At 41.8% G+C, this 21,868-nt stretch carries 22 protein-coding genes; 19 read left to right on the top strand and 3 right to left on the bottom strand.

Going from position 1 to position 21,868, the window contains the following annotated elements; all coding sequences use genetic code 11:
- Positions 1-191: 191 nt before the first annotated feature.
- The gene (gene lysA / locus CD004_RS14770) at positions 192-1,511 is read left to right on the top strand and encodes a diaminopimelate decarboxylase (RefSeq protein WP_102263462.1); all 1,320 of its coding nucleotides are present in this window, start codon (positions 192-194) and stop codon (positions 1,509-1,511) included.
- A gap of 430 nt (positions 1,512-1,941) precedes the next feature.
- Complete coding sequence (locus CD004_RS14765) at positions 1,942-2,319, top strand: GNAT family N-acetyltransferase (protein WP_041965645.1); 378 nt, start codon at positions 1,942-1,944, stop codon at positions 2,317-2,319.
- A gap of 14 nt (positions 2,320-2,333) precedes the next feature.
- On the opposite strand, the gene CD004_RS14760 is transcribed toward CD004_RS14765, so the two are convergent.
- On the bottom strand, positions 2,334-2,864 hold the full coding sequence (locus CD004_RS14760) for a DUF309 domain-containing protein (RefSeq protein ID WP_102263461.1): 531 nt from the start codon (positions 2,862-2,864) through the stop codon (positions 2,334-2,336).
- 140 nt (positions 2,865-3,004) lie between these two features.
- Positions 3,005-3,100, bottom strand: a complete 96-nt coding sequence (locus CD004_RS14755) for a YjcZ family sporulation protein (protein ID WP_023627472.1) — start codon at positions 3,098-3,100, stop codon at positions 3,005-3,007.
- 202 nt (positions 3,101-3,302) lie between these two features.
- Here CD004_RS14755 and CD004_RS14750 point away from each other — a divergent pair, with 202 nt between their 5' ends.
- The 17 genes from CD004_RS14750 (at position 3,303) to CD004_RS14670 (ending at position 20,189) form a co-directional block, all read left to right on the top strand.
- Complete coding sequence (locus tag CD004_RS14750; RefSeq protein ID WP_102263460.1) at positions 3,303-4,046, top strand: segregation/condensation protein A; 744 nt, start codon at positions 3,303-3,305, stop codon at positions 4,044-4,046.
- A 4-nt stretch (positions 4,047-4,050) separates the two neighbouring features.
- Positions 4,051-4,644, top strand: a complete 594-nt coding sequence (gene scpB, locus CD004_RS14745) for an SMC-Scp complex subunit ScpB (RefSeq protein ID WP_102263459.1) — start codon at positions 4,051-4,053, stop codon at positions 4,642-4,644.
- Positions 4,645-4,793: 149 nt separating this feature from the next.
- Positions 4,794-5,213 (top strand): hypothetical protein, encoded by a 420-nt coding sequence (locus CD004_RS14740; protein ID WP_102263458.1) that lies wholly within the window; start codon positions 4,794-4,796, stop codon positions 5,211-5,213.
- Between the two features lie 171 nt (positions 5,214-5,384).
- Positions 5,385-5,873 (top strand): YpuI family protein, encoded by a 489-nt coding sequence (locus tag CD004_RS14735; RefSeq protein ID WP_102263457.1) that lies wholly within the window; start codon positions 5,385-5,387, stop codon positions 5,871-5,873.
- A 164-nt stretch (positions 5,874-6,037) separates the two neighbouring features.
- Positions 6,038-7,174, top strand: a complete 1,137-nt coding sequence (locus CD004_RS14730; protein ID WP_102263456.1) for a D-alanyl-D-alanine carboxypeptidase family protein — start codon at positions 6,038-6,040, stop codon at positions 7,172-7,174.
- Positions 7,167-7,754 carry a nucleoside recognition domain-containing protein gene (locus CD004_RS14725; protein ID WP_102263455.1) on the top strand — a complete coding sequence of 196 codons (588 nt, stop codon included), beginning with the start codon at positions 7,167-7,169 and terminating at the stop codon, positions 7,752-7,754. Before CD004_RS14730 ends, CD004_RS14725 begins: the two co-directional genes overlap by 8 nt.
- Positions 7,755-7,760: 6 nt before the next feature.
- Positions 7,761-8,288: a spore maturation protein gene (locus CD004_RS14720; RefSeq protein ID WP_102263454.1), complete on the top strand. Its 528-nt coding sequence runs from the start codon at positions 7,761-7,763 to the stop codon at positions 8,286-8,288.
- Positions 8,289-8,720: 432 nt separating this feature from the next.
- On the top strand, positions 8,721-9,446 hold the full coding sequence (gene rluB / locus CD004_RS14715; protein WP_102263453.1) for a 23S rRNA pseudouridine(2605) synthase RluB: 726 nt from the start codon (positions 8,721-8,723) through the stop codon (positions 9,444-9,446).
- 65 nt (positions 9,447-9,511) lie between these two features.
- The gene (gene resA / locus CD004_RS14710) at positions 9,512-10,033 is read left to right on the top strand and encodes a thiol-disulfide oxidoreductase ResA (RefSeq protein WP_102263452.1); all 522 of its coding nucleotides are present in this window, start codon (positions 9,512-9,514) and stop codon (positions 10,031-10,033) included.
- A 28-nt stretch (positions 10,034-10,061) separates the two neighbouring features.
- Entirely contained in the window at positions 10,062-11,687 is a 1,626-nt protein-coding gene (gene resB / locus CD004_RS14705) for a cytochrome c biogenesis protein ResB (RefSeq protein ID WP_102263451.1), read from the top strand.
- A 12-nt stretch (positions 11,688-11,699) separates the two neighbouring features.
- Positions 11,700-12,887, top strand: a complete 1,188-nt coding sequence (gene ccsB / locus CD004_RS14700) for a c-type cytochrome biogenesis protein CcsB (RefSeq protein ID WP_102263450.1) — start codon at positions 11,700-11,702, stop codon at positions 12,885-12,887.
- 113 nt (positions 12,888-13,000) lie between these two features.
- Positions 13,001-13,717, top strand: coding sequence for a response regulator transcription factor (locus CD004_RS14695; protein WP_041965633.1), 717 nt, complete (start codon positions 13,001-13,003; stop codon positions 13,715-13,717).
- The gene (locus CD004_RS14690) at positions 13,714-15,501 is read left to right on the top strand and encodes an ATP-binding protein (protein WP_102263449.1); all 1,788 of its coding nucleotides are present in this window, start codon (positions 13,714-13,716) and stop codon (positions 15,499-15,501) included. Before CD004_RS14695 ends, CD004_RS14690 begins: the two co-directional genes overlap by 4 nt.
- Before the next feature lie 860 nt (positions 15,502-16,361).
- Positions 16,362-16,913 (top strand): RNA polymerase sigma factor SigX, encoded by a 552-nt coding sequence (gene sigX / locus CD004_RS14685; protein ID WP_102263448.1) that lies wholly within the window; start codon positions 16,362-16,364, stop codon positions 16,911-16,913.
- On the top strand, positions 16,888-18,129 hold the full coding sequence (locus CD004_RS14680) for a hypothetical protein (RefSeq protein ID WP_102263447.1): 1,242 nt from the start codon (positions 16,888-16,890) through the stop codon (positions 18,127-18,129). Before sigX ends, CD004_RS14680 begins: the two co-directional genes overlap by 26 nt.
- A gap of 217 nt (positions 18,130-18,346) precedes the next feature.
- Complete coding sequence (locus CD004_RS14675) at positions 18,347-19,309, top strand: M23 family metallopeptidase (RefSeq protein WP_102263446.1); 963 nt, start codon at positions 18,347-18,349, stop codon at positions 19,307-19,309.
- 67 nt (positions 19,310-19,376) lie between these two features.
- A complete protein-coding gene (locus CD004_RS14670; protein WP_102263445.1) occupies positions 19,377-20,189 on the top strand; it encodes a histidinol-phosphatase in 813 nt (270 codons plus the stop codon).
- A gap of 36 nt (positions 20,190-20,225) precedes the next feature.
- Here CD004_RS14670 and serA read toward each other — a convergent pair whose 3' ends face one another.
- Positions 20,226-21,800 carry a phosphoglycerate dehydrogenase gene (gene serA / locus CD004_RS14665; RefSeq protein ID WP_102263444.1) on the bottom strand — a complete coding sequence of 525 codons (1,575 nt, stop codon included), beginning with the start codon at positions 21,798-21,800 and terminating at the stop codon, positions 20,226-20,228.
- Between the last annotated feature and the right edge of the window lie 68 nt (positions 21,801-21,868).

Raw genomic sequence — 21,868 nt, 5'->3', positions numbered from 1 at the left:
TAAAGTGTTTTTAATTTACTAAAGAATAAAAGCGAAAAATAAATAGACAGTTCATCAGGTGAACTGTCTATTTATTTATTATTCATGGCTAAGCGTTATAGTACCTTAAAAGGTAAACGACTATGCCTAAATAACAGAACAATAAGAAACCAAGCTAAAATCAAATGATAGGCAAGGGATGAGGGGACAACATGGAATTTCATGGAACTGCAAAGGTTAACCGACTAGGGCATTTGGAAATTGGCGGTGTCGATACAATCGAATTAGCTGAAAAATATGGAACCCCGCTGTATGTTTATGACGTGGCCTTGATCAGGGAGCGTGCAAGAGCTTTTAAAAGAACTTTCGAGACTGCCGGAATTACCGCTCAAGTAGCGTATGCGAGCAAAGCTTTTTCAACCGTAGCGATGGTGCAATTAGCTGCGGAGGAACAACTTTCGCTTGATGTCGTTTCTGGCGGCGAGCTCTATACGGCGCTAGCTGCTGGCTTCCCTACAGAAAGAATCCATTTCCATGGAAACAATAAAAGCCGGGAAGAGCTGGTAATGGCTCTTGAGAACAATGTCGGCTGTATCGTAGTCGATAACTTTTATGAACTCGACATGCTGAAGGATATTTGCAAAGAGAAGAATACAGCAGTCAAAGTTCTATTACGAGTTACACCTGGTATTGAAGCACATACACATGATTATATTTTAACTGGCCAGGAAGATTCAAAGTTTGGATTTGATTTACAGAATGGACAGGCTGATGCGGCTATGAAACTTTGCCTTGAAGACAAGAATATTGATGTTCTCGGACTGCATTGCCATATAGGTTCACAGATTTTCGAAACAACAGGATTCATCCTCGCAGCACAGAAGATTTTTGAAAAACTCCATCAATGGAAAAAGGATCTGTCTTTCAACTCTACAGTCCTCAATCTTGGCGGTGGTTTTGGGATTCGCTATACCGATGAAGATGATCCTATTCCTGCAGCACAATATGTAGAAGAGATTATTACTGAGGTCAAAAAGCAAGCTTCTCACTATTCGATGAATATGCCGGAAATCTGGATCGAGCCAGGACGTTCCCTTGTTGGGGATGCCGGTACCACCCTTTACCGCATCGGCTCTAGAAAGGATGTTCCAAATGTCCGCCAGTACGTTGCTGTCGATGGCGGAATGAGCGATAATATTCGTCCGGCATTGTACCAGGCTAAATACGAAGCAATCCTTGCAAACAGAGTAATGGACAAACCTGAAGAGACCGTATCGATTGCCGGGAAGTGTTGTGAATCGGGAGATATGCTAATCTGGGACCTTCCGCTGCCAAAGTCTGGTGACCAAGATCTTCTGGCTGTTTTTTGTACGGGTGCCTACGGGTATTCAATGGCCAATAACTATAATCGCCTTCCAAGGCCTGCGGTCGTTTTCTTGGAGGATTCCAAGGACACACTGGTGGTCCGCCGCGAAACATTTGAAGACATGGTAAAATTGGATCTTCCTTTTAAAGAAAAGGTGAAAAATTAAGCTGCTCTCCCGCAGCTTTTTTTATCTGGTTTAATTGTGTTATATGTAAAATTGGCTAAAAACCCGGTCTTATTGTAGAATTACAGATTGGGAGGGATTCCGGTATGAAAAAGAACAACTGGCTGTTATTTGTGTTATTATTGTTGATGTCTGTTGGATGGGGAGCATACTACTGGTTTTTTATCGTACCCGGACAATAGCTCATGAAAAAGATTGAAGTATCAGAACGGATTATGTATGATATTATCAATTCAATTAAAATGAAGAACCATAATTGACAGAAAAACATATAGTATCAAAATGATCTTTTACCATTTGATATTTTAAGCTTTCTATTAACTGGAAGCTAAGGTTTAATTCGGATGAAAAATGGAAAGAATGGTTTTGTTATCATTCCATTATTACTGTCAAACCACAATGAGGGATATCTATGTTAATTCGATATAAAAAGGCATTTGAAAAGATCGCGATGGGATTATTATCTTTTATGCCAAATGAGAAGGATCTGAAAAAACTTCAGCAGACGATGAGGAATTATGAAACAGATGATTCCTGGCAGTTGTTTTTATGGAAGGAAGGTGAAGATATCATCGGGTTACTCGGTGTTAACTTCACTGAAGATAAAATGATGCAGCTTCTTCACATCTCAGTGAATCCATCACACCGCCATCAGGGGATTGGAAGACGTATGGTTAATTCCCTCCAGGAAATGTTTCCTGAATGGACAGCAGTTGCAAATGCTGAGACCGCTTCCTTTTTTGAAAAGTGCAGCGAGGAAGACAATAGCGTAGAAGGCAGTGGATGTTAAATCCAACTGCCTTTTTATTTTTCCCTGCTTTTCCTTTCCTCCAGGGCCATCTGCCGGTCTGAAATGACATCGCTTCGATCCCTTGTTGAGTGCCTATGGACCAAGTCAGGATTTTGCAGATTACTGCTTGCTCCCCAAGTAAAACCGTTATGTCTGCACTCCTCATAGCAAAGTCTACTAAGCTCGGTGTCGCTTAGAGGCAGATTAAAGCTGGTGTATGGAAGGTTGTTAAGCAAGTTGTTCTTTCTTTTAGACAGTGTTTCTGTCAATAGCTCAGGGTCGATTCCTAACCGGGCAGTTGCTTCTTTTGTATCTGAAAAGATTTCCTCTGCTTTAGTTAAGGTCCTTATTGCTCCAGGAAAATTATTGCGGCGATGGTGGTAAGTTGACACAGCCAAAAGAATCAATGCTACCCAGATAGATCTTTTATTGCCAGCGTCTGTTGCTTTCCAATATTCTTCCAAAATCTCATGGCATTCAAAATAATCCCTGTCTCCATGGAAATGAACTAGATATTGTATATAGGATGTTGGATATTTTGTCATGTAATAACCCCCTATCAAGTACCACTAGCTTAGCATAAATTCAATAAAATGATGAAACAAGAAGAGGATGTAAAACGGCAAACCTAAAAACGCCCGGCTGTTGCCGGGCATTTAGTTATTGCTTTTTAAATTGCTTTACCCTATAACCAGGCTGCACCAACGATGATGAGCAAAATGAAAAGCACGACAATTAAAGCAAATCCAGCTCCGTGTCCATAACCTTTTTTATCTGACATTTAACATTACCTCCTATTAGTGAAATAGCCTAATATACAATTTCAGCATATGCAGGTACGAAGAGAAGGGTTTGGGCGCAAGCTTGTATTTTTAAGGAAGAAGTAGATATTTGTACTTATAAATTAGTAATGGATAACATGGAGTTTATCTACTATACTTATATAATGATGCAGTTCATTATAGGAATTTTGGTGGGAAATAATGCAATATAACGTGAAAATCGAGGCCTTTGAGGGCCCATTGGATTTACTTCTGCACTTGATCAATACTTTGGAGATTGATATTTATGATATACCGGTTGCGGAAATAACTGAACAATACTTAATGTATATCCATGCAATGAAGGAATTGCAGCTTGATGTCGCAAGTGAATATCTCGTAATGGCAGCGACGCTGTTAGCAATAAAAAGCAAGATGCTCCTTCCTAAGCATGAAGAAGAACTGGAAGATGAATTTGAGTTTGATCATGAAGAAGATCCACGAAATGAACTCGTGGAAAGATTGATTGAATATAAGAAATTCAAAGAGGCAGCCAGTGACCTGAAATCCCTTGAAGAGGAACGGGGATTGATGTATACCAAACCTCCAAGTGACCTCACGGATTATGCCGATGAAGCTAAAGGTGACAATACTAATCTTGATATATCTTTGTATGACATGCTTAGTGCATTTCAAAAGCTTTTAAGAAGAAAAAAGCTGCAAAGGCCACTATCGACCAAAATCGCCCGTCAGGAAATTTCCATTGAAAAAAGGATGGACGAAGTCTTAAGCTTCCTGAAAAAAAGCGGCACAAGGAAAAAGTTCTATGACTTGTTTCCTGAATCTGACCGTGAGCATATTGTCGTTACTTTCCTGGCAATTCTTGAGCTTATCAAAAGGAAAGAAATCGACGTCCAACAGGAAGAAAACTTTGCTGAAATATATATGACAGCCAGAAAGGAGTAAGAGCGTGGGAATTGTGAAGTGGAAAGGGATATTGGAGAGCCTTCTTTTTGCAGCTGGTGACGAAGGTTTGAGCCTGAAGCAGATTACATCTGTGCTTGAAGTTGATGAAATTCAGGCAAATGAAATTGTTACTGAACTCCAGCAGGATTATGAAAGTGACGAAAACCGCGGTATAACAATCGTCCAACTGGCAGGAGTATATCAGCTGGCTACGAAAAAAGAGCATGCTGATTATTTAAAGAAGCTTGTCGAATCACCAGGGACGGCACATCTGTCGCAAGCAGCACTTGAGACTTTGGCGATTGTAGCTTATAAGCAGCCAATTACAAGAGCCGAGATCGAAGAAATCCGCGGAGTGAAAACGGAAAGGCCGCTCCATACTCTGTCTTCCAGGGCTTTGATTAAAGAAGTTGGAAGAGCAGAAGGAACTGGCCGGGCTATTTTATATGGAACGACAAAAGAATTTCTAGATTATTTCGGCCTGAAAAACATTAGTGAACTGCCTCCTCTGCCGGATCATATTGAGGACGACGAAATGCAGGATGACGCGGATCTATTCTTTGAAAAATTCCAGGAAACAATGGAAACAGATCAATAGCTTTTGTGCACAAAGTTTGGAATTTATGATAAAATCAAAATAATTATTTGGGAAATGCTTTAATTTGGATGCTAACTGCTGGCTTCTTATGGTAAAGCATTTCTTTCTACATAAGGATTTAAGAATGAATGTCCAACGGGAGGAATACCATGCTTATAAAGCAATGTATTGGTTATGAACTTGAAAAAGAAAAATCAAACACCTCGGAGGATTTTTTCAACCGAAGCGAAGTGACTTTTGTGGAAGATGGTAAGGAGAAAACCCTGCATGTCCTTTATGTAAGGTATTTTGATGAGTTGGCTGGAAGTATCACTCCATTTGAACAGGATCCAATCTTCAAGGCTGGAACAAAGGATGTATATATGAGGGATTTGGTAGCACTTGCTGCGTTATTGAAAAATCCGGGATATCGCCATCGTAAAAGGGTATATATAAATGAACAGAAAGAGTTCGCGGATATTTTCAAAGGACTGGATTATAGCAAGATTCCTGGAGTATTTGAAGGTATCGAGCAAAAAGGCAGCTTTGAAGTGCGCTCTCCCTTGGATTATATTGTCCAGCCGGTATAGAGCAAGCTCTTTTCGTGAACTTTGTTGCCTTTTTCTTCAGCTTCATTGGATTCTTGGTTTCGGGAATCACCCAAATGAGGCCCAATTTCAGGATAGAATCGTGAACTAGAATTCAGGGGAAAGCAACAACTATCGAAAAAGTTATGGTAAAAATCCATAGGGGGTGTCAATTTGGGGAATACAATTGTTAAAACTCAAATCGAGGAAGTAAGGGAATTCCTGGCAGACACAGTAGTAAAGCTGGAGAACTACCTGAATAAAACAACTCTTGAAGAGTTAAAACAAGGACAGCAGGCAGACGAGGAATACTATAAAACGGTTCTCTCAAGTCTACGCAAGCTGGCTGTCTACTGTGAGGAAGGACTTGATGCCTGCAAGGTGATCCTTCAGGCAGAGGTTTTTTCAAAACCGGCAGCTGAAAAAACATTATACCGAATCTATTATCAATGCATTGAAGAATTCTTCTCTCCTAAAAGTGATGCATGGTATGAAGACAGCAGGGCTGCTTATACAGGAAAGAATGCCATCAAGTTCAGACAACCAGTATCACCTGGAATAAAAGAACTGATGGTAAGCCTCGAAAGCGGGTTTCAAAGAATCCGCGAAGAGCTGGAATATTACGAAACAGATTACCGGACAAAAATGCTTCAATCAAGATAATGCAAACCAGGGAATAGCTATTTATAGCTGTTCCTTTTTTCATGGCTGTAACACCTTAGGGCCTCTGTACGGTCCATCATGTGTGGCATTCACCTTTTTATGTCATAACACTCCTTGTCCTGCATAAACATGTACAAACTGCCAAAGGAGACGAGGGTCTGTCAATGAAAAGGAATTGGATGAAATTAATGTTAATCGCCACTATGTTGATATACTGCATTCCTCAAACAGCACAGGCTTCTGTTTCGGTAAGTGCCAGAAGCGCTGTTTTGATAGAACAGGAATCTGGCAGGGTGTTATTTGAAAAAGATGCTCACAGAGTAAGCAGGATTGCCAGTATCACGAAAATCATGACGGCCATCCTTGCGATAGAATCTGGCAAATTGGATGAAAAGGTGAAAGTGAGTGAGAATGCAGTCCGTGCTGAAGGATCTTCAATTTACTTGAAGCCTGGAGAAATGATCAGGCTTGAAGATTTGGTGTATGGATTAATGCTGAGGTCGGGTAATGATGCTGCTGTCGCGATCGCGGAACATGTGGGCGGCAGTCTGGATGGATTTGCTTACTTAATGAACGAAAAAGCTCAGCAAATCGGCATGGAAAATACTCATTTTGCAAATCCGCACGGGTTGGATGACCACGAAGACCACGTGTCCACAGCGTATGACATGGCTATTCTGACACGCTATGCAATGGAAAATGAGATTTACAAGGAAATTTCCGGAACAAAAATACACAGGGCTCCTAATCCAACAGAAACATGGGACAGGGTATGGAAAAATAAAAACAGGCTCCTGACAGAGAAATATAAGTATAGTACTGGTGGAAAAACCGGTTATACAAAGCGGGCGAAGAGAACTTTAGTCTCCACAGCTAAAAGGGACGATTTTGAATTGATCGCAGTTACACTTAATGCACCTGATGATTGGAATGACCATATCCAGATGTTTGAAACAGCATTTTCAAATTATGATGTCGCAGAGATTCTTTCCAAAGGTAAAGTGAAAGGGATAAAGGATTCGCATTATAAGAATAAAGTTTACCTGGACCATTCATTTGTTTACCCGCTAACTTCAGAAGAAGAAGACATGATCAAAGTAGAATATAGATTGAAAAAGGCTGCACCAAACGAGGAGGATATGCGAAGTTCGATTGCAGGTCGGGCAAATGTCTACTTGGATGATAAGCAGATTGCAAGTTTGCCTGTTTATTACAAAGTGGAAGCAAAGGAGAAGAAGTCCTTCTTCGATCTTTTCAAGAATATATTCACATCAATAGCAGGGATCAAGAATCATGGTTAATTATATCTGGGTGGTTATGATCTTAATTGGCCTCGGCTTTGCTATGGTGAATGGCACAATGGCTGAGGTGAACGAAGCAGTTTTTAGCGGTGCCAAGGATGCCATCACTCTCAGTATCGGCCTTATTAGCATTCTAGTGTTCTGGCTTGGCATGATGAGAATAGCTGAGGATTCTGGTTTGCTATCAAAGCTTTCCACTTTATTTAAACCGTTGATTTCAAAGTTGTTTCCTGAAGTACCTTCCAATCATCCGGCGATGGGTTACATACTGTCAAACATGATTGCCAACATGTTCGGCCTTGGGAACGCCGCTACACCTCTTGGAATCAAAGCAATGGAAGAACTGAAAGAGTTGAATGATGGGAAGAACGAAGCGAGCCGATCGATGATTACTTTCCTTGCGATCAATACAGCGAGCATCACCCTCATTCCAACGACGGTTATCGCGATAAGGATGAATTATGATTCAGCCAATCCAACAGATATTGTTGGACCGACTCTTGTAGCGACTGCTGTCTCTGCTGTTGCAGCGATATTAATTGACCGTTTCTTTTATTACAGAAGAAGCAAAAAGGGGTAAATCCAAATGGAAATTGTATCTGCCATATCACTATGGTTCATCCCTGTCATGATTGCCTTTATTCTGATTTATGGAACCTATAAAAAAGTACCCACATATGAAAGTTTTGTTGAAGGCGGTAAGGAAGGTATCAAAATGGCCGTTTCGATCATGCCATTTCTTGTAGGGATGATGGTGGCAATTGCGGTTTTTCGAGCGTCAGGCGCACTTGATGTTATGGTGAATTGGATCAGGCCAGGACTTGAGATGGTAGGGATCCCTGCCGAAATTGTACCCCTTGCTCTGATCAGGCCAATTTCAGGGACAGCGGCGCTTGGAATTACGAGCGACCTAATTGGGGTACATGGTCCAGACTCTTTTATTGGAACACTCGCTGCCACCCTCCAAGGAAGCACCGACACGACGTTCTATGTCCTTACCGTATATTTCGGCGCCGTCGGCATTAAAAAAATGGGAGACGCACTAAAAGTCGGACTACTTGCAGACGCAGTCGCAATCATAACAGCTATCATCGTCGTTACTTTTATGTTCTGATCAGTTCTCGCTATCGTCGAAGTGTGATAATCATTGAAATGAATTCCTATTAAGCTGAAGATACCTCCTGTAGGTATCTTCTTTGTTTTTTTGGGGTCCTGCTGTTCAGCTAAGAGAAGTGACATTCAAGGCGCAAGATACGGAAATCAACAGCCTCGTTTAGCTGAGCCTAATTATCACAAACTTTTGGAAATACTCTTAACAGCCTATCGACATAGGTATCACAAACTGAACTAATATTAGTATAAAATAATATTGCAACAGGTATACAAAACGAACTTTTGTTAAAGAACAATTAACTTTCCCTATTTATTTTTCACATTTTACACCATTGCTTACTTTGAAAACAGCGAGAGTTATGTCATAATTCATAGGGATGGATTAGATATTAACATTAACCATAGTTAATTGATATTAATTAGGAGTGACCTTATGGAAAGACTGCAAAAAGTTATTGCTCATGCAGGAATAGCATCGAGAAGAAAAGCCGAGGAAATGATCCTCGAAGGAAGGGTCAAGGTGAATGGCAGTGTTGTCAAAGAACTTGGCCGCAAGGTGACATCATCTGACAGAGTTGAAGTCGATGGAGTCCAAATCGAAGGGGAAGAACCAGTTTACTTCTTGTTCTACAAACCCCGCGGTGTTATTTCAAGTGTACAGGATGATAAAGGACGGAAAGTTGTTACCGACTTTTTCCAAACGATCGAACAAAGGATATATCCAGTTGGGCGGCTGGATTATGATACATCGGGTCTGCTTTTATTGACGAACGATGGAGAATTCGCCAACTTGCTCATGCATCCAAGCAATGAAATTGATAAGGTGTATGTGGCAAAGGTAAAAGGAATCCCTTCAAAGGAAAAGCTGACTAGCCTGGCTCGAGGCGTCATGCTAGAAGACGGCAAAACTGCACCTGCTAGAACCAAATTGCTGAGTGTTGATAAAAAGAAGGATACCGCAATTGTCGAAATTACGATCCATGAGGGCCGGAATAGACAGGTTAGAAGAATGTTCGAAGCGATCGGGCACCCTGTATTGAAACTGAAAAGGGAAAAATACGGATTCCTGACTCTGAATGGCTTAAGGACTGGGGAAATCAGGGAGCTTACACATCATGAAGTTAAGCAGCTTCGTGTTCTGGCGATGAAAAAGTCTTAGGTTTACTAACACGTGTGTAGTTGAAATGTTATAATGAGGGAGAAATACGGTGGGAGGTTTAGGGGATGAAAAAGAAACGTCTAATCACTAGAACTATTATTCTCGCGGTTATGGCCCTGGCTGTTGGCTATACTTTGTATGCTAACATGAATAAGGATAAAAACCAGAAGATTGTGATTGGAAAACCTGCTCCTGATTTTGTCCTTGTTGATATGGAAGGCAATAAACACAGGCTTTCTGAGTATAAAGGGCAAGGAGTTTTCCTTAATTTTTGGGCAACATGGTGCAAGCCATGCGAGCGAGAGATGCCTTATATTGAAAATCAGTACCAGCAGTTCAAGGATCAGGGTGTCCAGGTCCTGGCAATTGACTCCGGTGAATCAGAACTTGCTGTAAATAGGTTTATTGAGAGAAAAGGGATGACTTTTCCGGTCATGATTGACGAGGGACCAGTCCAGGCCGCATACGGTATTAACCCACTGCCAATCACTTTTTTGATTGACAAAGAAGGGATTGTTGTAAAGAGTCATACCGGGGAATTAGATGAAAAAACTGTCCGCGAATTCATGGAACAGATAAAACCTTAAAAAGTAAGGGGAACAGGGAGTTTTTACTATGAACGAAGTAAAATGTGAGTGCGGCCATGTAAATCCGCAGGGAACGATCCTTTGTGAATCTTGCGGGAGAGTGCTGGAGGAAAAAGAGAAAGATAAACAGCTAGTTGATATGCGCTATGAAGGTAGCGCGCGCCGTTCCCAAACCTATAATAAGACTATTATCGATAAAATCTGGAATTTCTTTTCGTCGGTTAAAGTAGGGGTGTGGCTGATCGTCATCCTCTTGGTTGCATCCTCTTTAGGAACGATTTTTCCACAGGAAATGTATATTCCGCCAGTCATGCCCGCATGGGAATACTATGAAGAGCAATACGGTTGGTTAGGAAAGCTTTATTATGATCTTGGTTTCCATAATCTATACAGTTCCTGGTGGTACCTGCTTTTGATTGCTGCGCTAGGCATATCACTTGTTATCGCAAGTCTCGACAGGGTGGTTCCATTATACAGATCCCTGAAAAACCAGCGAGTATCAAGACATGAAAGCTTTTTGAAGCGGCAGAGAATGTTCAGCACTTCAGATGCTGTACTAACAGATGAAGCAGTAGGAAAGATCAAAGAAAACCTGACGAAAAAACGGTATAAGCTGCGTGAGGAAAATGGTGATATTCTTGCGGAGAAAAATCGTTTTTCACGATGGGGCCCATATGTGAACCATCTGGGACTGATCATTTTTTTGATTGGCGGCATGCTCAGGTTCGTACCTGGGATGTACGTAGACGAAATCCTGTGGCTAAGGGAAGGCGAAACAAAAGCGATTCCTGGCACAGAAGGCCGCTATTATCTTGAAAACAAACAATTTATCTTTGAAGTATATGATAAAGATAAAGATGAGGAAGTCTTCCAGGATGCAATTAACAAGGCTGGGACGGTAGTTAAAAACTATCAGACCGATGCTACTTTATATCAGAGACAGGGAGAAATTGTCCCGGGAGAAAAGCCTGAGCTCGAGAAAATACGTGAACAGGCAATCCAGGTAAACAAACCTCTGAAAATTGATGGCTTTGCCTTGTACCAGGTAGACTATAAGCTTGATGAAATGAGCAAGATGGCTTTTAAACTAGAAAATAAGGAAACTGGGGATCAGTTTGGTGATGTTACTGTAGACTTATACGACCCTGATATGAAATACGATCTAGGAAATGGGTACAAAGTCGAAGTGATGAGTTATTTCCCGGATTTTGAGTTCAATGAAGATGGGGAGCCTGCGACAAAGTCACGCATACCGAATAATCCTGCGTTCATATTCAAGATGTTCAGCCCTGAAAAGCCTGAAGGGGAAGTCAGTTTTGTGGCCATCAGGCAGAACCTCGAGCCATTAGGTGAAAATGATTACAAGATGACATTCAACGGGATCGAAACGAAGAATGTAACGGCTCTGACTGTCAGAAAGGATCTTACACTGTGGATCATTGGCCTTGGTGGATTAATCTTTATGATAGGTGTTATCCAGGGGGCATATTGGAACCATCGACGTGTATGGTTAAGAAGATTAAATAATCAAGTGTGGACTGCCGCTCATACAAACAAAAACTGGCATGGTTTAAAAAGGGAGCTTGAAGAAGTCTTTTCCGATTCAGGAATAGCTGCTCCAGAAGACCAGGTGGCAGAAGAAAAGAAGGAGTAAGGAGGGAATATAATGGTTGAGTTGAGTTCTAACTTTCTGTTTGCAGCATTTATCCTCTATCTAGTCGGTATTTTGTTTTTCGGGGGAGCTATTAAGGATAAAAGGCATGCTGACAAAAAAAATACCCCTAACAAATGGGCGAAAATTGGACTTGTTGTAACGATTGCGGGTTTCCTTTCGCAGTTGACATTTTTTATTTTAAGATGGATTGCTTCCGGACACGCGCCGGTCAGCAACCTGTTCGAATTCACGACATTCTTCGGCATGTCATTGGTTGGGGCATTTATCGTCATTTATTTTATGTATAAAACTCCATTGCTGGGACTGTTCACATTGCCTGTGGCTGCTTTGATCATTGCCTATGGAAGCATGTTCCCAAGGGAAGTAACACCATTGATTCCGGCACTTCAAAGTTACTGGCTCCATATTCACGTCACGACGACAGCGATCGGACAAGCAATCCTGGCGATCAGTTTTGCTGCTGGTCTGATTTATCTCGTTAGAAGTGTTGATCAGACGAAGAAAACCAAAAGTACATTATGGCTTGAAGTTGTCTTGTTTGGCTTGATCAGCACGCTTGGCTTCGTATTCGTTTCCAGTTTCTTCGCTGCAACAGATTATTCAGCGAATTTTAACTATATCAACAAGGATGGCCAGCCAGCTACTGAAGAATATACAATTCCAGCTCTTGTTGGACCCCATCAGTTTGAGTTGACAGACAAGGATCGTTTTGAACCATTGTTCGAGACACCTGCAATCATCAGTGCAAAGAAATTGAATACTGTTATTTGGTCGCTCGCAGCGGGTATAGTATTATATGTATTATTAAGAGCTATCCTTCGCAAGCGCGTTGCTGCTGCATTACAACCGTGGACGAAAAATATCAATATGGATCTTGTTGATGAAATAGGCTATCGTTCCGTATTAATCGGTTTCCCGGTATTCACGCTTGGCGGATTAATTTTTGCGATGATTTGGGCCCAGATTGCCTGGACTCGTTTCTGGGGCTGGGATCCTAAGGAAGTTTGGGCATTGATCACTTGGCTATTCTATGCCGCTTTCCTTCATTTACGCCTTTCAAAAGGGTGGCATGGAGAAAAGTCTGCATGGCTCGCGGTCATTGGTTTTATCATTATCATGTTCAACCTGGTAGCAGTTAACCTTGTTATTGCAGGTCTGCATTCTTATGCAGGTTCCTAAAATTGTGTCAATTTTATGACTGCCTTCACTGCCTTAAGTGAAGGCCTTTTTTAAAAAATCATGGCAAGTAGACTCGTGTTTATGTAAAATAATCGCAGGGAGGGATATACCTTATGGAAAAAGACGTGAAGATTTTAGTAGTGGATGATGAAGAAAGAATTAGACGATTATTAAAGATGTATCTTGAAAGAGAGAACTATATAATTGATGAAGCAGAAGATGGAAATGAAGCGCTGGCAAAATCGCTTGCCAACGACTATGACGTAATCCTTCTTGATTTAATGATGCCTGGGAAAGATGGAATCGAGGTTTGCCGTGACCTCCGTGAAAAGAAGTCAACACCTGTTATCATGCTAACCGCAAAAGGCGAGGAAGTGAACAGGGTACAAGGCTTCGAGGTTGGTACTGATGATTATATCGTCAAACCGTTCAGCCCTCGTGAAGTTGTCCTGAGAGTGAAAGCAATGCTGCGCCGTTCATCGAGCACAAGCTACTTGCAGACAGAGACGACTGCTAAAGATGTGATTGTTTTCCCTCATTTAACCATTGATAATGATGCCCATAGGGTTTTGGCAGATGGCAAAGAAGTCAGCCTGACTCCTAAGGAATATGAACTGCTATACTTCCTTGCGAAAGCTCCAGATAAAGTTTTTGATCGTGAACAATTATTGAAAGAAGTTTGGCATTATGAATTTTTCGGTGATTTACGAACGGTCGATACGCATGTTAAGAGATTGCGCGAGAAGCTGAACAAAGTATCTGAACAGGCTGCGAAAATGATCGTAACAGTCTGGGGGGTTGGCTACAAGTTCGAGGTAGTCAATGAATGATGTTTTGGCGCAGTGTAGTAGGTAAACTTTGGATTACCATCCTTTTGCTGGTTTCATTTGTGTTATTCATCCTGACAGTGATGCTGATGGAATTCTTTGAAAACTATCACATTAATGAAACCAGAAAAGGAATGACCAATACTGCAGAAAAAATAGCCAGGGTACTGGAAGATCATCCTGGCCAGGAGGAACAGTTAGGCCTTGAGATTGCATGGGAAATGGTTGATGATGACTCTAGAGTGACTGTCATTAAAGATAAGGATACTTATTTTTATTCACCAGGCGGAGAAGCCGCAACACATGTACCGATTTCATTTTTCATGAACGATCAGGACCTATCTGCGGTCTTCAAGAAGGACAAAACTGTCGATATCATCACTTCCCTGCCTGGCATTTCAAATGAGGTTGATGATACTCAATATTTAATGATCGGTGTTCCGCTTGACCAGTTTGAGCAAGGGAATGGGGCCGTATTCATTTATCAGTCGCTTGAAGTGATGGAAGAGACGACCAGGCTGACGACCAAGTTCATCTTGCTTGCAGCAGGCGTGGCAATAGTCCTTACGACAATCTTTGCTTTCTTCCTGTCCACCAGGATCACTGCTCCATTGCGGAAAATGAGGGAGGCAGCCTTTGAAGTCGCAAGAGGCAAGTTTGACACAAAGGTACCAATCCTCACTCATGATGAAATTGGGGAATTAGCAACTGCGTTCAATCAGATGGGCAGACAGTTGAAATTCAACATGAATGCATTGAGTCAGGAAAAAGAACAGTTGACAAGCATCCTTAGCAGCATGGCAGATGGAGTCATCACATTCAACCGTGATGGTACAATCCTGATTACGAATCCGCCTGCTGAAGTATTCCTGAGGTATTGGTATTATGAGCAGGGTCTTGCTTCCGAGAATACAGATGCCGTCCCTTCTGAAGTCATGGAGCTGTTCCAGCTTGCAGTCAATACGGAGAAAGAGCAGGTTGGTGAAATAACTGCCCAGGGAAGAACCTGGGTAATCATTGTCAGCCCGCTGTATAATAAAAGATTTATCCGGGGGGCTGTTGCTGTAGTCCGCGATATGACTGAGGAACGAAAGCTCGACAAAATGAGGGAAGATTTCATCGCCAATGTTTCACATGAATTAAGGACGCCAATTTCGATGATGCAAGGGTATAGTGAAGCGATTGTCGACGACATCGCACAGACGGATGAAGAAAAGAAGGAAATGGCTAAAGTCATTTACGATGAATCACTAAGAATGGGCCGCCTTGTTAATGAACTTCTTGACTTGGCCCGTATGGAAGCAGGTCATATTCTTCTGAACGTTGAATCCGTCGAAATTAATCCATATGTAAATCGGATTATCCGTAAATTCCATGGTTTGGCGAAGGAAAAGGGGATTGAGTTATCAGTCCAGTTCGATTCAGAAGAGCGAGATTTCCGTTTTGATCCGGACCGTATCGAACAGGTTCTTACCAACCTGATCGATAATGCAATAAGGCATGTCCCGGATTCGGCATCAGTAGTCATTAGCGGAAGAACCGATGAAAAAGGACTCTATTTTGAGGTGAGCGACCAGGGGCCTGGTATCCCTGAGGAAGACTTGCCATTCCTGTTTGAGAGGTTTTATAAAGGTGATAAATCCAGGACCCGCGGTGTATCTGGCACCGGCCTTGGACTAGCAATTGCCAAGAATATAATCGACGCACATCGAGGGAATATTTCGGTAAAAAGCAAACTCGGACAAGGAACGACATTTTCCTTTTTCATCCCTCGAAATATTGAATAACTTGCCGACTATTCTTGATTCACGAGGAACAATTAATAAGTCCATCTCATTTTTGGGATGGACTTGTTTGTGTTTTGGTAAGTATAGGATCATAAAGTGACTTAGGGGAAGACTACGCTGCCATTCATTACTACTATGAATGTGATCAATACGCCTCTTTCGGACAAACGCAGAGAGAAACAGGGGAAAAGTGTCCGTTAGAACGCCTCTATCGGACAAACACAGAGAGAAACAGGGGAAAAGTGTCCGTTAGAATGCCTCTATCGGACAAACGCAGAGAGAAACAGGGGAAAAGTATCCGTTAGAATGCCTCTATCGGACAAACGCAAAGGGAATCAGGGAAAAAGTGTCCGTTAGAACGCCTCTATCGGACAAACACAGAGAGAAACAGGGGAAAAGTGTCCGTTAGAATGCCTCTATCGGACAAACACAGAGAGAAACAGGGGAAAAGTGTCTTTTAGAATGCCTCTATCGGACAAACGCAAAGAGAAACAGGGGAAAAGTGTCCGTTAGAACGCCTTTATCGGACAAACGTAAAGAGAATCATGGGAAAAGTGTCCGTTAGAATGCCTCTATCGGACAAACGCAAAGAGAATCATGGGAAAAGTGTCCGTTAAAATTCCTCTATCGGACAAACACAAAGGGAATCAGGGAAAGTGTGTCCGTTGGTATCCCTCCACCAGGCATATTTACTCCATATACTCCCTAATTTTAGAAATTTATTTTTATTTTACGTAACATGAACAAATATTTTGTCCTCGAAAATTCCTTCCATTTCCATTCTAAAAATAATATAGTTAATATGAAACTTTTATTAATACTTTACGACTAATCTTATGAATACGGAGGCGAATAGAGCTATGAACTCCGTTTTTGATGAATTGTATCAAAAATATCATCATGACGTTTTTCAATTTTTATTTTATATGGTTAAAAGCAGGGAGCTGGCTGAAGACCTTGTACAGGAAGTATACATTCGCGTTTTGAAGGCATACGACCGGTTTGAAGGAAAGAGCAGTGAAAAGACATGGCTGTTTTCGATTGCCAAAAATGTTGCGATTGATCATTTTCGCAAACAGAAGGGCTGGAAGCAGCGATTGCTTGAATCATTTGATATGTCTGCACGCCAGGTAAGGGATGATCAGCCCCTTCCTGAAGAAGTGGCACTTCAAAGTGAAGAGATTCAAATGATGTACAAGTGCCTTGACCAATGCACGGTTGACCAGCGAATGGTCATCATCATGCGCTATATACATGAGTTAACTATCAGTGAAACAGCAGAAGCTTTATCATGGACGGAAAGTAAGGTAAAGACGACTCAGCACCGTGCTCTGAAGACATTGAAAAAGCTGATGGAAGAAATGATTGAAAAGGAAGGGATGACTAGTGAAAAAGTCACAGCTAAGCGATAAGCAGCTAGAAGAAATCCTCGGCCAAATGCCTAAGGTAAAAGATCATCGCGACTCTCGTGACATTTATCAGAATATCGCCCATCGTGTTGAAAAAAGAAAGAAAATGCCGACTTGGGTCATTCCAGGTGCAGCTCTGGCAGCCGTGCTCTTCCTTGCCTTCATCCTTTCGCCAGGATTGATGGGAAGCAACTATTCTGAGCAACAAAGCATGGACAGCAGTTCTGCAGATGGAGAAAAATCATCCATGGAAATGGATACAGCTGTCAGGGATGATACGGCCAATGAAAGTGCGAGCCGGGAGGAGAGCACTCTCATGATGGATGCAGCAGAAGGTGAAGAAGAAAAAGCAAAAGAATTCGCAGCAATGGATAAAGCAAATCCTTATGACGGCCTGATTTCTTTATATCCAGAAGAGGTAGACATTGAGACTACAGAAATCTTCACTTATGCAATTCCTGACGACCAGGCTATGGGAATCGTTCCGGTTACGGTAACAGCACCAAAGGAAGAAGGAAAGTCCTGGATTGACAGCTATACGGGAACGATGCCGAAGCTAATGGAAAAGGAATGGGGTTTATCCGAGTACTATCCAATGGATGCTACATGGAGTTACGACGAAGCGAAGAAGACATTGACAATGGATGTTAAACCAAACAACCCTTATAGTCAGGGAGCTACATCAAACGTCATTTTTGTTGACTCGATGACACAAAATTTTTCTGGTGTTGGAATAGAAAAAATGGTGTTGACAACTGAGGGCAAACCAGGGGTTGAATTAAGCAACTATGGCCCAATGAAGGAGCTCCCAATCAACGCAGAAGCAAAAAGCAGAAGAGCATACTTGTTCTTGACAGTTGAAGGAATGCCTAATCCATACCTTGTACCGACAAAAGAACAGCATAAAACAATCGGTGCTGCTTTTGCGCAAATGTGGAAGGTGGATGAAACAGGATACCTTTCACCTTCGCTACCTGATGGATTCAAACTGGCACAAACCAAGAAAACTGAAGACGATGTATTAGAGATTACATTAGAAGAGAATACAATCCTTGACGAAAATTTCCTGCCGAATTTAGAGGCAATCCTAATGACCGCCAGCGAGTTTGATTATACAGGTGTCCGATTCACAAACGCGAACATCGATCAAATTGGACCGTTCAATCTAAACGAAGTCCTCTCGCTGCCACTCGCACCTAACAAAAAGACCATTAACTAAAAGAAAGGCCACCCGGTCTTTCTTTTTTTTATGGATTGGAAATGGTCTCCAACCCCGGCTGAATAAACTAATTTTCCTTCTTTTGCATAAAAAAGCAGTTTCCCACCAATTATAACGAATGTGCTTTTTTAGCTGCTGCTTTTTCGACCAAACAGTTCTATTTTTGTACAGGCTGTCATAGGGATGAAAAGGGAGCAAAAAGTTAAGGAGGAAGAAAATGCAGGATTATATAAAGCGTTTACTCATTGCCGGGTTAATGGCACTCTGTATCAGTTTGCTATTTCTTGGCGGAAAGCACTCTCAGGCAGAAATGCTCGATATAAAGGAATTGACTTTAGATTGGGTTTGGCCAGCTGAAGGGGTCGTTACGGATTTATATGGAACACGCCATGGCCACCACAAGGGAATTGACATTGCAGGTAAATTCAAAACACCTATACATAGTGTTGATAAAGGAATTGTAACAAAGTCATATTATTCGGGATCATATGGACATGTTGTGTTCATTAAGCATGATAACAATCTGGAAACTGTATACGCCCATTTGAACAAAAGGAATGTTAAGGAAGGACAGGTCGTTCAGCAAGGAGATATTATCGGCCTGATGGGAAACACCGGCGATTCTTCTGGTGTTCATCTTCATTTTGAAATCCATGAAGAAAAATGGACATATGGAAAGGAAAATGCCGTAGACCCTGTATTGGCTTTGGGAGAAGCAGCTGTAGGACAACCTGTAGCAGCTATGGAGCAAAAAAGTAATGAAGTGTCGCTGGCAACAATCGCGAAGCTGCGTCTGACCGATGATACCTCCATTAATAATCAAGGTGAGAATGAAAGTGTGAAAATAAATGCACAGGATACAGTGGCTGCCGTCCCTCCGTCAAAAGAAAAACAGGTAAAGCATACCGTCCAAAAAGGAGAAACTCTCTGGGCAATAGCACGACAATATAACACATCGGTAGAAGCGATTAAGCAAAAGAATAACATAAATAATAGCCATATCTCTCATGGTGATATATTAGTAATCGAGCAATCAGATGATAAGAGTTATGTCGTTGCATCAGGGGATACACTGCATTCAATCGCAAGAAAGACAAACACATCTATTGAAAAATTAAAAGCCTTGAACAATCTTACGTCTGACACGATACGCCCTCAGCAAATATTAATAACCCGATAATCTAGCCTTGTACCGGTTATTATCTGAAAGTATAATAGGTAAAACGGTCACAAAGGGGATGGGGACTATGCTGACGGATTACCACAACCATTTGGAAAGAGGCACATTGACGCTTGATTATTTGAAACAGTTTACTGATACAGCCAATCAAAAGGGAATCCAGCATTTCGGGATTTCTGAGCATGCATATCATTTTTATCAGACTGCAGATATTTTACGCAACAGCTGGGTGGATGAACGAAGATTCTATGATATGGCAGATTACGTCCACCTTTTTCAGGAAGCCTGGAGAAACGAAATTGATGTTAAAATGTCAATCGAGATGGACTACACTCCTGGCAAGCATAAGGAAATGGAACAGTTCATCAAAAGCTATGACTTTGATTATGTAATTGGTTCGATCCATTGGATTGATGATTTTGGCATTGATCTTGCCGAGTATCGAAAAGAATGGGACAGAAGAGATGTTTATGAAGTTTATCGAAGTTATTTTGACCAGGTAGTAACACTGGCGCAGTCAAATTTGTTTGATATAATCGGGCATATCGATCTTGTAAAGATTTTTAAATATGTCCCTGAGGATGAAAGTTTCCTATTGGAACAGTATGATAGGGCGACAACGGCGTTGGCGCAATCCAAGACCTGTGTGGAAATAAGTACTGCAGGCTTGAGGAAGCCTACTCAGAATTTATATCCTGATGAAAGGCTATTGCAGATGTGCTTTGATAAGCAAATACCAATTGTGTTGTCATCGGATGCCCATGTACCTGAACATGTTGGTGCTGATTTTGATCAGGCTCTGACACTTGCCAGGCAAGTTGGGTATGAAGAAATTATCACCTTCTCCAAAGGGGAACGAAAATCATATCCTTTGGGTTAAAAAATAACAGGCCTCACCATAAGGAGGCCTGTTTGTTTAGAGTATAATACTGTTAATCGTGACGATGTCCTGCAGTGATTTCAGCTTGTCGATCATTTCATCTTCAAGCGGTTTGTCAAAAGAGAGAACCATGATGGCCTCGCCGCCAGCCTCTTTTCTGCCGACCTGCATTGTCGCGATGTTCACTCCGTGGTCACCCAGGACCTTTCCTACATGTCCGATCACACCGGGACGGTCCATATGCTGGATATACAGAAGGTTCCCTGATGGGTGGAAATCAATGTTAAAGCCGTCCAGGCTGACAATTCTTGGTCCGTAATGCTCGATGTAAGTTCCTCTTGCTGTAAAAGCTTCTCCGTCACCGCTGGCTTTTACTGTAATGGTATTTGCGTAACCAAATGAATTTCCAGTCACTTTTTCCCCAACCATGATACCGCGTTCTTTTGCAATATGGATTGCATTCACTTCATTTACTTTCACATCAATGCGGTTTTCGAAAAAACCTGCCAGCAGTGCCTTTGTTAAAAAGGAGGTTTCCAGTTCCGCAGCGGTACCTGAATAGGTGGCGGTAAGCTCACTGATTCCTTTGTTGTGGCATTCTGAGACAATCTTGCCCATTTCTTTCGCAAGCTGGTGATAAGGCTGTATTTTCTCATAGATTTCTTTAGACATCGCTGGGAGATTGATTGAGTTGGCAACAGGTTTATTTTCAAAATAAGTACTGATTTCTCTGGCGACCTGGGTGGCAACATTCAATTGCGCTTCTTTAGTTGAGGCTCCTAGGTGTGGGGTAGTGATGACAGAATCAAGTTTCAATAAAGGGTGGTCACCTGGGGGTTCAATTTCGAATACATCAAGTGCAGCACCGGCGACATGGCCCTTTTCAATGTAATGCGCAAGAGCGATTTCATCAATTATTCCGCCTCTCGCACAATTGAGGAGGTAAACTCCTTTTTTAGTTTGACTCAATGTCTTTTCATTAAGAAGTCCTTTCGTTTCTTTCGTCAAAGGTGTGTGGACCGAGATGATGTCCGTTTCAGCGAGAACCTCGTCAAAAGAAGATAATTGGACGCCTAAAACTTCAGCTCGCTCCATCGTCAGGAACGGGTCGTACACCTTAACTGACATCCCAAAAGCCCTGGCCCTTTTTGCGAGCTCTGAACCAATCCTTCCCAAACCAATAATTCCTAATGTTTTTCCGTAGAGCTCATTGCCGATATATTGGTTTCTTTTCCATTCTCCCTTTTTAACAGAGGAGTGTGCCTGGGGGATATTTCTCATTAGTGCGGACATCATCGCAAAGGTATGTTCTGCGGTTGAAATGGTATTTCCATCTGGGGCATTGACGATGATAATTCCTCTTTTTGTCGCTTCGGCAATATCGATATTATCGACTCCGACTCCAGCCCGGCCGACGATCTTTAACGATGGCATTCTATCCAGCAGTTCTGCGGTGACTTTCGTTGCGCTCCTGACGATAAGAGCATCGACTTTTTGTATATCAACACTGCCAGAGTCAACACTCCCGATATGTACCTGGATACCATCCTGTTCTAATAATGGCTGTAAGCCTTCTTCCTTTATTGAATCTGCCGCTAGAACCTGGAACATCCATTCTCACTCCTTTTATTAAAGTGGTAATTTTCTGATTATTTTACAAGACGAATATTCTTTTGTCA

Source organism: Mesobacillus jeotgali, assembly GCF_002874535.1.
Classification (GTDB): domain Bacteria; phylum Bacillota; class Bacilli; order Bacillales; family Cytobacillaceae; genus Mesobacillus; species Mesobacillus jeotgali.
The sequence above is the reverse complement of the archived record's forward strand: the minus strand, read 5'-3'. Positions and strand labels throughout refer to the sequence as shown.

Bases quoted from the DNA above. Each gene is read 5' to 3' on its own strand.
- lysA (WP_102263462.1), top strand. From the start codon at position 192: ATGGAATTTCATGGAACTGCAAAGGTTAACCGACTAGGGCATTTGGAA.
- CD004_RS14765 (WP_041965645.1), top strand. From the start codon at position 1,942: ATGTTAATTCGATATAAAAAGGCATTTGAAAAGATCGCGATGGGATTA.
- CD004_RS14760 (WP_102263461.1), bottom strand. From the start codon at position 2,864: ATGACAAAATATCCAACATCCTATATACAATATCTAGTTCATTTCCAT.
- CD004_RS14755 (WP_023627472.1), bottom strand. From the start codon at position 3,100: ATGTCAGATAAAAAAGGTTATGGACACGGAGCTGGATTTGCTTTAATT.
- CD004_RS14750 (WP_102263460.1), top strand. From the start codon at position 3,303: ATGCAATATAACGTGAAAATCGAGGCCTTTGAGGGCCCATTGGATTTA.
- CD004_RS14740 (WP_102263458.1), top strand. From the start codon at position 4,794: ATGCTTATAAAGCAATGTATTGGTTATGAACTTGAAAAAGAAAAATCA.
- CD004_RS14730 (WP_102263456.1), top strand. From the start codon at position 6,038: ATGAAAAGGAATTGGATGAAATTAATGTTAATCGCCACTATGTTGATA.
- CD004_RS14725 (WP_102263455.1), top strand. From the start codon at position 7,167: ATGGTTAATTATATCTGGGTGGTTATGATCTTAATTGGCCTCGGCTTT.
- CD004_RS14720 (WP_102263454.1), top strand. From the start codon at position 7,761: ATGGAAATTGTATCTGCCATATCACTATGGTTCATCCCTGTCATGATT.
- rluB (WP_102263453.1), top strand. From the start codon at position 8,721: ATGGAAAGACTGCAAAAAGTTATTGCTCATGCAGGAATAGCATCGAGA.
- resA (WP_102263452.1), top strand. From the start codon at position 9,512: ATGAAAAAGAAACGTCTAATCACTAGAACTATTATTCTCGCGGTTATG.
- resB (WP_102263451.1), top strand. From the start codon at position 10,062: ATGAACGAAGTAAAATGTGAGTGCGGCCATGTAAATCCGCAGGGAACG.
- ccsB (WP_102263450.1), top strand. From the start codon at position 11,700: ATGGTTGAGTTGAGTTCTAACTTTCTGTTTGCAGCATTTATCCTCTAT.
- CD004_RS14695 (WP_041965633.1), top strand. From the start codon at position 13,001: ATGGAAAAAGACGTGAAGATTTTAGTAGTGGATGATGAAGAAAGAATT.
- CD004_RS14690 (WP_102263449.1), top strand. From the start codon at position 13,714: ATGATGTTTTGGCGCAGTGTAGTAGGTAAACTTTGGATTACCATCCTT.
- sigX (WP_102263448.1), top strand. From the start codon at position 16,362: ATGAACTCCGTTTTTGATGAATTGTATCAAAAATATCATCATGACGTT.
- CD004_RS14675 (WP_102263446.1), top strand. From the start codon at position 18,347: ATGCAGGATTATATAAAGCGTTTACTCATTGCCGGGTTAATGGCACTC.
- CD004_RS14670 (WP_102263445.1), top strand. From the start codon at position 19,377: ATGCTGACGGATTACCACAACCATTTGGAAAGAGGCACATTGACGCTT.
- serA (WP_102263444.1), bottom strand. From the start codon at position 21,800: ATGTTCCAGGTTCTAGCGGCAGATTCAATAAAGGAAGAAGGCTTACAG.